Origin of the sequence: Enterobacter sp. KB-280D8, from assembly GCF_041399405.1 — a bacterium.
GTDB lineage: Bacteria > Pseudomonadota > Gammaproteobacteria > Enterobacterales > Enterobacteriaceae > Enterobacter > Enterobacter cloacae_N.
Map to the genome: position 1 here is coordinate 20,279 of NZ_JBGKEC010000017.1, position 14,616 is coordinate 34,894.

Annotated in this window: 12 protein-coding genes; 8 read left to right on the top strand and 4 right to left on the bottom strand. The window is 55.7% G+C overall.

The window, feature by feature from the left end:
• Positions 1-132: 132 nt before the first annotated feature.
• On the top strand, positions 133-1,125 hold the full coding sequence (asnA, locus tag AB8818_RS22205) for an aspartate--ammonia ligase (protein ID WP_116343669.1): 993 nt from the start codon (positions 133-135) through the stop codon (positions 1,123-1,125).
• Here asnA and viaA read toward each other — a convergent pair whose 3' ends face one another.
• A complete protein-coding gene (gene viaA / locus AB8818_RS22210) occupies positions 1,126-2,577 on the bottom strand; it encodes an ATPase RavA stimulator ViaA (RefSeq protein WP_192984761.1) in 1,452 nt (483 codons plus the stop codon). It lies immediately after the preceding gene.
• Complete coding sequence (ravA, locus tag AB8818_RS22215) at positions 2,571-4,067, bottom strand: ATPase RavA (protein ID WP_116343671.1); 1,497 nt, start codon at positions 4,065-4,067, stop codon at positions 2,571-2,573. Before ravA ends, viaA begins: the two co-directional genes overlap by 7 nt.
• A gap of 221 nt (positions 4,068-4,288) precedes the next feature.
• Between ravA and kup the strand changes: the two genes are divergently transcribed.
• The 7 genes from kup to rbsR all read left to right on the top strand — a co-directional run bounded on the left by kup (position 4,289) and on the right by rbsR (position 12,293).
• Complete coding sequence (kup, locus tag AB8818_RS22220; protein ID WP_116343672.1) at positions 4,289-6,157, top strand: low affinity potassium transporter Kup; 1,869 nt, start codon at positions 4,289-4,291, stop codon at positions 6,155-6,157.
• Positions 6,158-6,438: 281 nt separating this feature from the next.
• Entirely contained in the window at positions 6,439-6,858 is a 420-nt protein-coding gene (gene rbsD / locus AB8818_RS22225) for a D-ribose pyranase (RefSeq protein WP_116343673.1), read from the top strand.
• A 7-nt stretch (positions 6,859-6,865) separates the two neighbouring features.
• Positions 6,866-8,371 (top strand): ribose ABC transporter ATP-binding protein RbsA, encoded by a 1,506-nt coding sequence (gene rbsA / locus AB8818_RS22230; RefSeq protein ID WP_192984765.1) that lies wholly within the window; start codon positions 6,866-6,868, stop codon positions 8,369-8,371.
• A gap of 4 nt (positions 8,372-8,375) precedes the next feature.
• Entirely contained in the window at positions 8,376-9,341 is a 966-nt protein-coding gene (gene rbsC, locus AB8818_RS22235) for a ribose ABC transporter permease (RefSeq protein ID WP_047360514.1), read from the top strand.
• Between the two features lie 27 nt (positions 9,342-9,368).
• Positions 9,369-10,259, top strand: coding sequence for a ribose ABC transporter substrate-binding protein RbsB (rbsB, locus tag AB8818_RS22240; RefSeq protein WP_192984763.1), 891 nt, complete (start codon positions 9,369-9,371; stop codon positions 10,257-10,259).
• Between the two features lie 108 nt (positions 10,260-10,367).
• Positions 10,368-11,297 carry a ribokinase gene (rbsK, locus tag AB8818_RS22245; protein ID WP_192984767.1) on the top strand — a complete coding sequence of 310 codons (930 nt, stop codon included), beginning with the start codon at positions 10,368-10,370 and terminating at the stop codon, positions 11,295-11,297.
• A gap of 3 nt (positions 11,298-11,300) precedes the next feature.
• Positions 11,301-12,293: a ribose operon transcriptional repressor RbsR gene (gene rbsR, locus AB8818_RS22250; RefSeq protein WP_116343675.1), complete on the top strand. Its 993-nt coding sequence runs from the start codon at positions 11,301-11,303 to the stop codon at positions 12,291-12,293.
• On the opposite strand, the gene mdtD is transcribed toward rbsR, so the two are convergent.
• Together mdtD and AB8818_RS22260 are read right to left on the bottom strand one after the other, a co-directional pair.
• Positions 12,259-13,692, bottom strand: a complete 1,434-nt coding sequence (gene mdtD / locus AB8818_RS22255) for a multidrug transporter subunit MdtD (protein ID WP_116343676.1) — start codon at positions 13,690-13,692, stop codon at positions 12,259-12,261. The genes rbsR and mdtD overlap by 35 nt on opposite strands.
• Positions 13,689-14,396, bottom strand: a complete 708-nt coding sequence (locus AB8818_RS22260; protein WP_116343677.1) for a FadR/GntR family transcriptional regulator — start codon at positions 14,394-14,396, stop codon at positions 13,689-13,691. Before AB8818_RS22260 ends, mdtD begins: the two co-directional genes overlap by 4 nt.
• Positions 14,397-14,616: the final 220 nt, after the last annotated feature.

Genomic DNA, 14,616 nt, shown 5'->3' on the forward strand with positions numbered 1-14,616 from the left:
TAATGAATACCTCTATTCTAGCGTCATATTTTAACGAATCAAAAGTGAAGGCGGCTTTTTGTTGATGAGTTATTGAATTAAGTACCGGTTCTGTTGCTTAATCATTACCAACAGGACGCAGGAGTATAAATAATGAAAACCGCTTACATCGCAAAACAACGCCAGATCAGTTTCGTAAAATCCCATTTTTCCCGCCAGCTGGAAGAGAAGCTTGGTCTTATTGAAGTTCAGGCGCCGATTTTGAGCCGCGTGGGTGACGGGACGCAGGATAACTTGTCTGGATGCGAAAAAGCGGTACAGGTGAAAGTGAAAACACTGCCAGACGCACAGTTCGAAGTGGTTCATTCACTGGCGAAGTGGAAGCGTCAAACCTTGGGACAACACGACTTCAGCGCGGGCGAAGGGCTTTACACGCACATGAAAGCTCTTCGCCCCGATGAAGACCGTCTCTCCCCGATTCACTCTGTCTACGTTGACCAGTGGGACTGGGAGCGCGTTATGGGAGACGGTGAACGCCACGTCGGCACGCTGAAATCGACCGTTGAGGCGATCTACGCCGGGATCAAAGCGACCGAAGCGGCCGTGAGCAAAGAGTTTGGTCTGGCACCGTTCCTGCCGGAAACGATCCACTTTGTCCACAGCCAGGAACTGCTGAGCCGTTTTCCGGATCTGGATGCCAAAGGCCGCGAGCGGGCGATCGCCAAAGAGCTGGGCGCGGTATTTCTGATTGGCATCGGCGGTAAACTGTCTGATGGCAAGCGTCACGACGTTCGTGCGCCGGATTATGATGACTGGAGCACCGTGGCCGAAAGCGAATATGCCGGTCTGAACGGCGATATTCTGGTCTGGAACCCGGTTCTGGAAGATGCGTTTGAGCTCTCTTCTATGGGGATCCGCGTGGATGCTGACGCGCTGAAGCGCCAGCTGGCGGTGACCGGTGATGAAGATCGTCTCAAACTCGAGTGGCACCAGGCGCTGCTGCGCGGCGAAATGCCTCAGACGATTGGCGGCGGTATCGGCCAGTCCCGTCTGACCATGCTGCTGCTGCAGCTGTCCCATATCGGTCAGGTGCAGTGTGGAGTCTGGCCGCAGCAGGTTCGTGAAAGCGTCGGTTCTCTTCTTTAATTAACGTCGCCAGCGTCTGAGCAGGCGGCTCCGCAACCCGGTATCAAAGCGCCAGATATGATCGAAGATGCGCATGATGCCGGGCTTTCCATGGGCGGACATCGCCACCGCATGAAAACGGTGCTGATGCACCCGCTGCAGCTCCTTCACTTTATTTACCACATCATCCGGCAGCCGCTGGGCAATAAAATCTGAAATCACCACTGCGTCAGCGTCGTACCAGTCGCCGCCTTGCATACGTTCCACAATGCTTCGAAAACAACTGGCCAGATCGGTGCCGCCGCGAAAACGCTGGCTTAAAAAGCGGATGGCCTGCTCGATGCCCTGCTGGTTCGTCAGCTCATAGCCCACGACTTCGCTGGAGAAGAGCATGATAAAGCAGCGACGGCGATCGGCGAGCGCCACGCGCATCAGCGCCAGACAGAACGCCTTCGCACACTGCTCGTTAAAACCGCCCATTGAGCCGGACGTATCCACGCAAACAATAAACGGCCCGCGCGGCTGTTCATCAAAATCCTGATGAACGACAGGGCGCTGGCTTAGCTTCTCGTGCCAGGCTTCGCCGTGCAGTCGATAGGTGAGAAGCTGTTTTTCCACCAGACGACGGTAAAACTCATACTCCAGTTCGGTCATTCCCAGCGTGCTTAGCTCCGTGGGCAGCAGGCGCAGGATGTCGTCGCTTTGCTGAAGTCCGTCGACCTGTTCCGGCACGGTGGCCGGTTCGCGTACCAGGGTGCGGAAGGTTTCCATCGGGGCATCCTTCTTTGGGACAGACTTTGCCTCCCTGGACCGACCCAGCTGTTCCGCGAGTTTCATCAGCTCCGGCTGCTGGGTTAAAAAGTCGCCGTACTTCACGATCAGCTGATAATCCCCGCGCCGCAGCTGCCCGGCGCTCATATCCCAAAGGCGACCGGCGGCGTTTTCATTTTCTACCAGCACCTCTTCGAGCTGACCGCTCAGGGTCATGCGTTCCTGGACTTCGCTGAGCAACTGCTCGCGCTCTTCATCCAGCAGCTGTTGGTTCAGCGAGGTGGCCTGGACGACCAGGCTCAGGCGCCAGCGCTGTAAAAAGAGCGTATGCAGCGCCGGGGTAAAGGTGGCGTTTTCCGTGACCAGCGTTCTGGCCTGGCTGGCAAACGGCGAGTGGACTTTATCGAGCAGCGCCAGGGTTTGCGGGATCTGGACGATAAACTGCGGCGTCGATAGCCGCTGGCACTGCTGATAGGCTGCGACTTCCTCCGTCAGTTCTGGCGGGACTTCCGTCTCCTTAAACCGCTGACGCAGGTTATCGCGCCAGCGCGGGAGATCGTCCGTCATTGCTTTTTTGAGCTTCGGGAATTTTTCAAAAAACGCCGCCAGCTGTGGGGACGCCAGAAGTGTTATCACCACCTCCTCAATTAACCCTTCCTCGCTGACCGCCAGCATGACGTTAAGCGTGTCCAGCGTTAGCATTGCCGTGCCTGTTTGATTTGCGCGCTGACGTCCTGCAGGCTGGCTTCAATGCGGCCTAACCAGTCGCTATGAATAAAGAGGCATTTTTGCTGCTCGCTGAAGCGGGTGTGCTGCTGGTGCCATTCGGTATCCAGCGCTTCCAGCTGCTGTTTGATCTCTTCCGGCACGCTGTCAGAGGCGGTCCCGGGAAGCGCAAGACGCGATCCCTGAAGGCTCACGTCGCGGATCACCAGGTGCTGACTGCTGTCCACTTCCATATTCAGCGGCTGCGCGAAACCGATGCCGTTGAGCTTACCGCGGATCTCTCCGCCCTTATCCAGCCACTGCGCCAGCGGCTCGCGCTCAATCGTAATGTGCACCACCTGCATATCATGCAGCTTGAGCGGCTGCTGGAGCAGCAATGTCAGCGTCGTGCCGGTCAGATCGGCGGGTAGCTCGTAATGCGGTTTGCGGGCGAACATGCCCCCCAGGCGATTCACTTTAAGCGCGGTTTTATCGCTTTGCTGCTGCTGGAGCTGTAAGCGCCGTTGGGCAATCGCCCCCAGTTGGTTGAGCATCGCCTGCTGCCCCCAGGCGTGTCCGGTCATCAAAACGTCCAGCTGCTGCTGCATCAGGTTCATGCCTTCTGCGTCGTGCCAGAGGCAGTCTTTTAGCAGGATCAGATCGATAGGGGCGACCGCGTCGCGACCACTGAACAGCGCGCTGGCCTGGAGGAGACGGATCGCTTTTTTCCAGCGACGGTCAGAGACATACGGGGCGGAAGGCAGTAAATCAAGCTGCTGGCGCAGCATGAAGATCAGCTCAAAAACGGCATCGGGCAGTTTTATTTTGCCGATCTCTTCCTGCCACTGATGGTACTCCTCGTCCGTCACCTGCAGTGACGCAGCCACCGGGTTTTCGTTCTCATCCTGCTGGCTCACCAGCATGGAGCGGAAGTTTGATTTATCCTGTACTTTATCCAGCCACAGGCGGATCAGCATACGGTCATACAGCGCTTCCAGGCTGCTGTCTGCTTCGGGCAGTTCGTTTGACGCGGCCACCAGCAGGCGCATGGGGATTTTCTCTTCACTGGCCCCGTTGCGGAAACGACGTTCGTTAATTGCCGTCAGAAGGGTGTTCAGAATGGCCGGGCCGGCTTTCCAGATCTCATCGAGAAAGACGATTTCCGCTTCCGGAAGATAGCCCGCCGTCAGACGCTCATAGCGCCCCTCGTCCTTCAGTGCCTGAATAGAAAGCGGGCCGAAAACTTCTTCGGGGGTGGAGAAGCGCGTCATCAAATATTCAAATGCACGGGCGTTCTGAAAAGCGAACTTCAGGCGGCGTGCAATCAAACTTTTAGCAATGCCCGGCGGACCCAGCAGAAACACGCTTTCACCGCTCAGCGCCGCCAGCAGGCAAAGGCGAATGGCGTGGCTACGCTCGTAAAGGCCTTTCTCCAGCGCGCTGCTGAGGCGGGAAATTCTTTCTGCTAATAAATGTGAGTGAGCCATAATAGTTTTGCATCCTTTCGCCGTGGTGGCGGCCAATTGAAGCGAGTATAGACGTTTCAGTCAGGGCTGGTAATAGGCTGAAGTGCGGCGCAATTTTCTTTGCGCTACATTAATGCGGTTGCATTTAGGGGTACGATTTTGCAATGAATCGTGCATACTGTGCGCTTTTTGTGGACCAAGGGACAGGAACACATTTGTTATTTAAACGAAAAGACTAGTCTATGAGCACTGATAATAAGCAATCATTACCCGCAATTACGCTTGCGGCGATCGGGGTTGTCTACGGTGATATCGGCACCAGCCCGCTTTATACGCTTCGTGAATGTTTGTCCGGCCAGTTTGGCTTTGGTGTTGAGCGCGATGCCGTGTTTGGCTTCCTGTCCCTCATCTTCTGGCTGCTGATCCTGGTCGTTTCCGTTAAATATCTCTCCTTCGTTATGCGTGCAGATAACGCGGGCGAAGGCGGGATCCTGACCCTGATGTCTCTTGCTGGTCGCAATACCTCGGCCAGAATGACGTCCGTGCTGGTGATTATCGGCCTGATTGGCGGTAGCTTCTTCTATGGGGAAGTGGTGATAACACCGGCTATCTCAGTGCTCTCGGCGATAGAGGGGCTGGAAATTATCGCGCCACAGCTCGATTCATGGGTGGTTCCGCTGGCCATAATTGTCCTGACGCTGCTGTTCATGATCCAGAAACACGGTACCGGGCTGGTGGGCAAACTGTTTGCGCCGATTATGCTGGCCTGGTTCGTGATCCTGGCGGCGCTCGGCTTACGCAGCATTATCGCGAATCCGGACGTGCTGCATGCGCTAAACCCTTACTGGGCGGTGCATTTCTTCCTGGAATACAAAGTGGTTTCCTTCGTGGCGCTGGGGGCGGTCGTGCTCTCCATCACCGGTGTGGAAGCGCTGTATGCTGACATGGGGCACTTCGGAAAACTGCCGATCCGCGTGGCATGGTTTATTGTGGTGCTCCCTTCGCTGGTGCTGAACTACTTCGGTCAGGGCGCGCTGCTGCTTAAGAACCCGGAAGCGATTAAGAACCCGTTCTTCCTGCTGGCGCCTGACTGGGCGCTGGTGCCGATGCTCATTCTGGCCACGCTGGCGACCGTTATTGCCTCTCAGGCGGTGATTTCCGGGGTGTTCTCTTTGACCCGTCAGGCCGTTCGTCTGGGCTATCTCTCGCCAATGCGCATCATCCATACTTCAGAAATGGAGTCGGGCCAGATCTACATCCCGTTCGTTAACTGGCTGCTCTATTTTGCTGTTGTGATTGTGATTGTCAGCTTCGAGCACTCCAGTAACCTGGCGGCGGCCTACGGTATTGCGGTCACAGGTACTATGGTGCTGACGTCGCTTCTCTCCACCACGGTGGCGTACCGAAACTGGCACTGGAATAAATTCCTTGTAGCAATGATTCTGGTGGGCTTCCTGTGTATCGACGTGCCGCTGTTCTCTGCCAACCTCGACAAGATTGTTTCCGGCGGCTGGCTGCCGCTGACGCTGGGCCTGGTGATGTTCATTGTCATGACCACGTGGAAGAGCGAGCGCTTCCGTCTGCTGCGCCGCATGCACGAGCACGGCAATTCTCTTGAGGCGATGATCGCATCGCTGGAGAAATCACCGCCGGTTCGCGTGCCGGGCACCGCGGTTTATATGTCTCGTGCCCTGAATGTAATCCCGTTCGCGCTAATGCATAACCTCAAGCACAACAAGGTTCTGCACGAGCGCGTGATCCTGCTGACGCTACGTACAGAAGATGCGCCGTACGTTCACAACGTGCGTCGCGTTCAGATTGAGCAGCTGTCCCCGACCTTCTGGCGCGTGGTGGCAAGCTACGGCTGGCGCGAAACGCCTAACGTGGAAGAGGTGTTCCACCGCTGCGGTCTGGAAGGGTTGAGCTGCCGGATGATGGAGACGTCGTTCTTTATGTCGCACGAGTCGCTGATCATCGGCAAGCGCCCGTGGTATCTGCGCCTGCGCGGCAAGCTGTACCTGATCCTGCAGCGTAACGCCCTGCGCGCGCCTGACCAGTTTGAGATCCCGCCTAACCGCGTGATTGAGCTGGGAACGCAGGTCGAGATTTAAGTCTTTGTGCGGCCTGATGCCCTCAGCCCGACCTTCTCCCACAGGGCTGAGGGATCCCCACAAAATAATGTTTGCATGGACGACCCCCTCTCCCTTGAGGGAGAGGGGGCAAACATAAAAAACGGTAACCCTGGGGTTACCGTTTTGCATTTACCTCCACTACATTTCACTTAGCGAAACGTTTCGACGTTGATCACAATTCCGTTACGTCATGGTGGTTTTCTGAACACTCTTGCGTCTACACTCTTTTTAGCGAAACGTTTCGCTAGTGGAGCAAGAAAATGAAGAAAGGCACGGTTCTCAACTCAGAAATCTCATCGGTTATTTCCCGTCTTGGGCATACCGATACGCTGGTGGTTTGCGACGCAGGCTTACCGGTTCCGCGCAGCACAACCCGTATTGATATGGCGTTAACGCAGGGTGTTCCCTCGTTTATGCAGGTACTGGAAGTCGTGACGACGGAGATGCAGGTTGAGGCGGTCATTCTCGCGGCGGAAATCAAACAACATAATCCGCAACTCCACGAAACGTTGCTCAGCCACATTGAGCAACTGCAACAACACCAGGGAAACACCATAGAAATTCGTTACACAACGCACGAGCAGTTCAAACAACAAACCGCAGACAGTCAGGCGGTGATTCGCAGCGGGGAGTGTTCCCCGTATGCGAATATTATTCTCTGTGCTGGCGTTACCTTCTGAGGCCATCATGGAAGCATTACTGCAACTTAAAGGGATCGATAAGTCGTTCCCGGGCGTAAAAGCCCTCTCCGGCGCGGCGCTGAACGTCTACCCCGGGCGCGTGATGGCGCTGGTGGGGGAAAACGGCGCCGGCAAATCCACCATGATGAAAGTGCTGACCGGGATCTACCAGCGCGATGCCGGTTCGTTGCTATGGCTGGGCAAAGAGACCACCTTTAACGGCCCGAAATCTTCACAGGAAGCGGGCATCGGCATTATTCACCAGGAGCTGAACCTAATCCCGCAGCTCACTATTGCAGAGAATATCTTCCTCGGCCGCGAGTTTGTGAACAGGTTCGGCAAAATCGACTGGAAAACCATGTACGCCGAAGCGGATAAACTCCTGGCGAAGCTGAACCTGCGCTTTAAAAGCGACCGCCTGGTGGGCGATCTCTCCATCGGCGATCAGCAGATGGTGGAAATCGCGAAGGTGCTGAGCTTTGAGTCGAAGGTCATCATTATGGACGAACCGACCGACGCCCTGACCGATACCGAAACCGAATCTCTCTTCCGCGTTATCCGCGAGCTGAAAACGCAGGGGCGCGGGATTGTCTATATTTCTCACCGCATGAAAGAGATCTTCGAAATCTGCGACGACGTCACCGTCTTCCGCGACGGGCAGTTTATTGCCGAGCGCGAAGTGGCGACGCTGACCGAAGATACACTTATCGAAATGATGGTGGGACGCAAGCTTGAAGATCAGTATCCGCGTCTGGACAAAGCGCCAGGTGAGATCCGCCTGAAGGTGGACAACCTCTGCGGTCCGGGTGTGAACGACGTGACCTTTACCCTGCGTCAGGGGGAGATCCTGGGCGTGGCGGGCCTGATGGGCGCAGGCCGTACCGAGCTGATGAAAGTGCTCTACGGCGCACTGCCGCGCACCAGCGGTTATGTCACCCTCGACGGTCATGAAGTGGTGACCCGCTCGCCGCAGGACGGCCTGGCGAACGGTATCGTCTATATATCCGAAGACCGTAAGCGCGACGGCTTAGTGCTGGGTATGTCGGTAAAAGAGAACATGTCGCTTACCGCGCTGCGCTATTTCAGCCATAGCGGTGGGAGCCTGAAGCATAAAGACGAGCAGCAGGCGGTCAGCGATTTTATCCGTCTCTTCAACGTCAAAACCCCGTCGATGGAGCAGGCGATTGGCCTGTTGTCCGGCGGGAATCAGCAGAAAGTGGCTATTGCCCGCGGGCTGATGACGCGCCCGAAAGTATTGATCCTCGACGAGCCAACCCGCGGCGTGGACGTGGGCGCGAAGAAAGAGATCTATCAGCTGATTAACCAGTTTAAGGCCGACGGTCTGAGCATCATTCTGGTCTCTTCCGAGATGCCAGAGGTATTAGGCATGAGCGATCGCATTATCGTCATGCATGAAGGGCATCTCGGCGGTGAATTCACTCGCGAGCAGGCCACCCAGGAAGTTCTGATGGCTGCCGCTGTGGGCAAGCTTAATCGCGTGAATCAGGAGTAAGAAGATGACTACCCAGGCTGTTTCTGGTCGCCGCTATTTCACAAAGGCATGGCTGATGGAACAAAAATCGCTGATTGCCCTGCTGGTGCTGATCGCGATTGTGTCGACCATGAGCCCGAATTTCTTCACCGTGAATAACCTGTTCAACATTCTGCAGCAGACGTCGGTGAACGCTATTATGGCGGTCGGCATGACGCTGGTGATTTTGACCTCGGGTATCGATCTGTCCGTCGGTTCCCTGCTGGCGCTCACCGGTGCGATCGCCGCTTCGATTGTTGGTATTGAAGTTAACGCGCTGGTGGCTGTTGCTGCGGCCCTGGCAGCTGGCGCGGCGATAGGCGCTGTAACCGGCGTGATTGTGGCAAAGGGCCGCGTTCAGGCGTTTATCGCTACGCTGGTGATGATGCTGCTGCTGCGCGGTGTAACCATGGTTTACACCAACGGCAGCCCGGTTAATACCGGCTTTACCGATAACGCGGATCTGTTTGGCTGGTTCGGTATTGGCCGCCCGCTGGGCATTCCAACGCCGGTCTGGATCATGGCTATCGTCTTCCTGGCGGCGTGGTACATGCTGCATCACACCCGTCTGGGCCGTTATATCTATGCGCTGGGTGGTAACGAAGCGGCAACGCGCCTGTCCGGTATCAGCGTTAATAAAGTCAAAATTATCGTTTACTCCCTGTGTGGCCTGCTGGCCTCCCTGGCGGGCATCATCGAAGTGGCGCGCCTCTCCTCCGCGCAGCCGACGGCGGGTACGGGTTATGAGCTGGACGCCATTGCAGCAGTGGTTTTGGGCGGTACGAGTCTTGCGGGCGGTAAAGGTCGCATTGTTGGGACATTGATCGGCGCACTGATTCTTGGTTTCCTGAATAATGGTTTGAATTTGTTAGGTGTTTCCTCCTATTACCAGATGATCGTTAAGGCAGTGGTGATTTTGCTGGCGGTACTGGTAGACAACAAAAAACAGTAACTGACGACACTACAGGACATCTTAGATATGAACATGAAAAAACTGGCTACCCTGGTTTCCGCTGTCGCGCTGAGCGCAACCGTAAGTGCTAACGCCATGGCTAAAGACACCATCGCGCTGGTTATCTCCACGCTGAACAACCCGTTCTTCGTCTCCCTAAAGGACGGCGCGCAGAAAGAAGCGGACAAGCTGGGCTACAACCTGGTGGTGCTGGATTCTCAGAACAACCCGGCGAAAGAGCTGGCTAACGTTCAGGACTTAACCGTTCGTGGTACCAAGATTCTGCTGATCAACCCAACCGATTCTGACGCCGTAGGTAACGCCGTGAAGATGGCAAACCAGGCGAAAATTCCGGTGATCACTCTGGACCGTCAGGCAACGAAAGGCGAAGTTGTGAGCCACATTGCGTCTGATAACGTGCTGGGTGGTAAAATCGCCGGTGACTACATTGCGAAGAAAGCCGGTGAAGGCGCGAAAGTTATCGAACTGCAGGGCATTGCCGGTACGTCCGCTGCCCGCGAGCGTGGTGAAGGCTTCCAGCAGGCTGTAGCAGCACATAAATTCAACGTGCTGGCTAGCCAGCCGGCAGACTTCGACCGTACTAAAGGTCTGAACGTCATGCAGAACCTGCTGACTGCGCATCCTGATGTGCAGGCAGTGTTCGCCCAGAACGACGAAATGGCGCTGGGCGCGCTGCGTGCCCTGCAGACTGCAGGTAAATCTGATGTGATGGTTGTCGGATTTGACGGCACGCCGGATGGTGAAAAAGCAGTAAATGATGGCAAACTGGCTGCGACCATCGCTCAGCTGCCTGAGCAGATTGGCGCCACTGGCGTGCAAACTGCCGATAAAGTGCTGAAGGGCGAAAAAGTTCAGGCCAAATATCCGGTTGACCTGAAGCTGGTCATTAAGCAGTAAAAGGCGATTCAGGCAGTCGCTGGCTGCCTGAGGGACACCAAATAAAAGAAAAGTGTGGCATACGCCACCGGGTAACACCGGTGGCGCTCTCAGATGGACAGCTCAACCATGAAAACCGCAGGCAACCTCGTCGTCCTTGGCAGTATCAATGCCGATCACATTCTTAACCTTGAAACCTTCCCCACGCCGGGCGAAACCGTCACGGGTAACCAGTACCAGGTGGCCTTTGGTGGTAAAGGCGCAAACCAGGCCGTCGCCGCCGGACGAAGTGGGGCGAATATCGCATTTATCGCCTGTACGGGGGATGACGACACCGGTGAGCGCGTACGCAAACAGCTGGCGAGCGACAACATTGATATTGCGCCAGTGAGCGTAGTCGAAGGGGAATCTACCGGCGTGGCGCTGATTTTCGTCAATGCGGAAGGTGAGAATGTCATCGGTATTCATGCGGGGGCTAATGCTGCGTTAACGACAGAACGCGTTGAAGCGCAACGCGTAATCATCGCTGGAGCGGAAGCCCTGCTGATGCAGCTGGAATCACCGGTTGAAAGCGTGCTGGCTGCGGCGAAAATTGCGCATGAAAATCATACCACTGTCGTACTTAACCCGGCCCCAGCCCGTGTATTATCAGACGAGCTGCTGGCGCTGGTGGACATCATTACGCCGAACGAAACCGAAGCCGAAAAACTGACGGGCATTCGCGTTGAAAATGACGACGATGCCGCGCGTGCGGCGAAAGTGCTGCATGCAAAAGGCATCTGGACCGTTATCATTACTCTTGGCAGCCGTGGGGTGTGGGCAAGCGTAAATGGCGAAGGGCGTCGCGTGCCGGGCTTTAAGGTCAAAGCCATTGATACTATCGCCGCAGGAGACACTTTTAACGGTGCGCTGGTGACGGCGCTGCTGGAAGGAAACGTAATGGATGATGCCATCCGCTTTGCGCATGCCGCCGCCGCGATTGCAGTAACGCGCAAGGGCGCACAGCCTTCCGTTCCGTGGCGCAAAGAGATCGATGAATTCTTAAGTCAGCAGGGGTAACGTTTGGCTACGATGAAAGATGTCGCCCGCATGGCGGGCGTTTCTACTTCGACTGTCTCTCACGTTATTAATAACGACCGCTTCGTCAGCGAGGCGATTCGTGAGAAAGTCGAAGCCGCAGTAAAAGATCTCAACTATGCGCCGTCGGCGCTGGCGCGCAGTCTGAAGCTTAACCAGACGCGCACCATCGGTATGCTGATCACCGCCAGTACCAACCCTTTTTATTCTGAACTTGTTCGTGGCGTAGAACGCAGCTGCTTTGAGCGTGGCTACAGCCTGGTGCTGTGCAATACCGAAGGCGACGAGCAGCGCATGAACCGCAACCTGGAAACGCTGATGCAAAAACGCGTCGACGGGCTGCTGCTGCTCTGTACCGAAACGCATCAACCCTCGAAAGAGATCATCCAGCGCTACCCCTCTATTCCCACGGTGATGATGGACTGGGCACCCTTCGATGGTACCAGCGATTTGATTCAGGATAACTCCCTGCTGGGCGGCGATATGGCGACTCAGCATCTGATCGATAAAGGTCATACTCGCATTGCCTGCATTACCGGCCCGCTGGATAAAACCCCGGCGCGCTTGCGTCTGGAAGGGTATCTCTCTGCAATGGAGAGAGCTGGGCTTGCCATTCCTGATGGCTACCGAATCACCGGTGATTTTGAATTTAACGGCGGTTTCGAGGCTATGCAGAAGCTGCTGGCGCAGGATCCTCGCCCGCAGGCGGTGTTTATCGGTAACGATGCAATGGCGTTTGGTGCTTATCAGGCGCTGTATCAGGCGGGACTGCGCGTGCCGGACGATATGGCGATTGTGGGCTACGATGATATCGAACTGGCGCGCTACATGACGCCGCCGCTGACCACCATTCATCAGCCTAAAGATGAACTGGGTGAGCTGGCCATTGATGTGTTGATTCACCGAATGGCGCAGCCCACGCTGCAGCAGCAACGTCTGCAGCTTACTCCTGTTCTGATGGAACGGGGTTCGGTTTAGCCTTTGCTTTGTGTCGCTCTTTGATCAGGTTGCGGCCGTCTTTCGGTTTTAACAGCATAAAGACCAGCGCCGACACCACCGTCAGCACGCCCATGGTGATAAAGGTATAGTGGAACTGCTCAACGGTATTGGTACCGTCAAACCCTTCGTAGAACCGCAGTACCGCCGCACTCACGGCTACCCCGAGGCTGATCGACAGCTGTTGGGTCACCGCCAGCACGCTGTTGCCGCTGCTGGCGTTCTCGTCGGTCAGGTCCGCAAGGGTAATGGTATTCATCGATGTGAACTGCGTTGACATCGCCATCCCCAGCACAAACAGCGGCAGGATCAGCATCCAGACCGGTAACGCGGCGGATTGTAGCGAGAATTGCGCAATCATCAGACCGATAAAGACCGTCACGCCAACCAGCGTCTTACGATAGCCAAACCAGCGCAGTACCTGAGTGACCGTTGATTTCGCCAGAATGGAACCCATTGCCGTGGGCGCCATCATACAGCCGGCAATCAGCGCCGGGTAGCCGAAACCTACCTGCAGCATCAATGGCATCAGGAACGGTACGCAGCCCGTGCCCAGACGTGAGGCAATATTGCCCGCGATCCCGACGGAAAAGGTTCGGGTATTAAAGAGAGATAAAGAGATAAGCGGTGTCGGATGACGACGCGCATGACGTATATAAAGAAGGAACAGCAGAATACCGCTGAGGATGACGGCGAGTGCCAGCCACGTTTCAACGATCTTCTCGCCAATGAGCTCCATCCCACTGGAGAACAGCACCAGGCTCAGGCCAAACAGGAAAAAGCCGCCCATATCGAAGCTGCGCCTTGGCGTGGTGAAGTTCGGCATATATTTGCGGGCATAGATCAGCCCTGCCACGCCAATCGGAATATTAATCAGGAAAATCCAGTGCCAGCTTGCCCAGGTAACCAGTACCCCGCCGAGAACCGGGCCTAGTATTGGGCCGACCAGCCCCGGCATGGTGACGAAGTTGAGTACGGGAAGCAGTTCGCTGCGTGGATAGGCACGCAGCAAGGCAAGGCGCGCCACCGGCATCATCATCGCGCCGCCAATTCCCTGCAGCACGCGGAAGATAACCAGCTCCGTTAAGGATGTTGAAAGCGCGCAGGCCAGCGAACCGAGCGTAAATAGCGTTACGGCCAGCATGAAAACTCTGCGGGTGCCGAAGCGATCGGCCAGCCAGCCGCTAACCGGGATCAACATCGCAACCGTCAGGGTATAGCTGATAATGGCGGACTGCATTGCCAGTGGGGAGCGGTTAAGGCTTTGCGCGATAGCGGGAAGCGCCGTATTGAGGATGGTGGCATCCAGTGCCTGCATAAAGAACGCCATGGCTGCAATCCACGGCAATCCGGCCATGCTGCGTGCTTTTTTCTCTGTCATTTATTTACCTGCTGGTGGGTTGGCGCGGTCAGCAATGCCTGGCATGCAGTCAGGGCTCGCTGCCCGTCGCTCTCCTGAATGGCATCCACTATCGCCTGATGCAAATCCAGCTTTACCACTTCGTCTTGTGTAATAGAGGTAAAGTAGGTGTGGTACACCGAATGGAATAACGAGGCAAAGGAGGTCAGGAACGGATTGGCGCTCATCATATAGATGTGTTCATGCCAGGCCATATCGACCTCAACCCAGCGTTCCCGGTTGAAGTGTTTTTTCAGGAACACCATCTCTTCCATCAGTGCGTTAAGCTGCGCTTTCTGCTCTGCCGTTCCGAGCGAGGCGGCAAGCAGACATGCCTGGGGTTCCAGACTGCTGCGCATCACCAGAAAGTGATCGACAACCTGATTAAAGTTATCTTCAGTCATCCACCAGGAGAGCAGCTCCTGATCGAGAAAATTCCAGTTACTCTGTGGCATCACGCGCGTGCCAATACGAGGGCGTGGAAGCACCATGCCTTTTGCCGTCAGCGTTTTCACCGCTTCGCGAACGGCAGTACGGCTCACCCCGAACTGCTCACCCAGCTCCATTTCACCCGGCAAGATGCTGCCCGGGGCATATTTACCCGCTAAAATCCGCTGCGCCAGCTTTTCTGCCAGCACATAGGACAGATTTTTTTGGGCGGCTAGCTGTTGTGCGCTTAATGGCATCGCTTTTATTCCTTAATGTTTCATGCTGATAATTATGCCACCTCGAATGTGATTGTGGTTGCAGATACATCAAATTGAACAATTTGTAGCTTGATTTCACCGCTATTGGTGAAAAAAAACGCGGACAGAAACTTTTTTTAAGTTTCCTCTTGTCACTTAAGAATAACTCCCTATAATGCGCCTCCACTGACACGGAACAACGGCACACACGCCGCCGGGC

Coding starts and splice junctions, on each gene's coding strand:
- mdtD (WP_116343676.1), bottom strand. CDS start 13,692: ATGACAGAGAAAAAAGCACGCAGCATGGCCGGATTGCCGTGGATTGCA.
- viaA (WP_192984761.1), bottom strand. CDS start 2,577: ATGCTAACGCTGGACACGCTTAACGTCATGCTGGCGGTCAGCGAGGAA.
- asnA (WP_116343669.1), top strand. CDS start 133: ATGAAAACCGCTTACATCGCAAAACAACGCCAGATCAGTTTCGTAAAA.
- ravA (WP_116343671.1), bottom strand. CDS start 4,067: ATGGCTCACTCACATTTATTAGCAGAAAGAATTTCCCGCCTCAGCAGC.
- rbsK (WP_192984767.1), top strand. CDS start 10,368: ATGAAAACCGCAGGCAACCTCGTCGTCCTTGGCAGTATCAATGCCGAT.
- rbsC (WP_047360514.1), top strand. CDS start 8,376: ATGACTACCCAGGCTGTTTCTGGTCGCCGCTATTTCACAAAGGCATGG.
- rbsA (WP_192984765.1), top strand. CDS start 6,866: ATGGAAGCATTACTGCAACTTAAAGGGATCGATAAGTCGTTCCCGGGC.
- rbsD (WP_116343673.1), top strand. CDS start 6,439: ATGAAGAAAGGCACGGTTCTCAACTCAGAAATCTCATCGGTTATTTCC.
- rbsB (WP_192984763.1), top strand. CDS start 9,369: ATGAACATGAAAAAACTGGCTACCCTGGTTTCCGCTGTCGCGCTGAGC.
- AB8818_RS22260 (WP_116343677.1), bottom strand. CDS start 14,396: ATGCCATTAAGCGCACAACAGCTAGCCGCCCAAAAAAATCTGTCCTAT.
- kup (WP_116343672.1), top strand. CDS start 4,289: ATGAGCACTGATAATAAGCAATCATTACCCGCAATTACGCTTGCGGCG.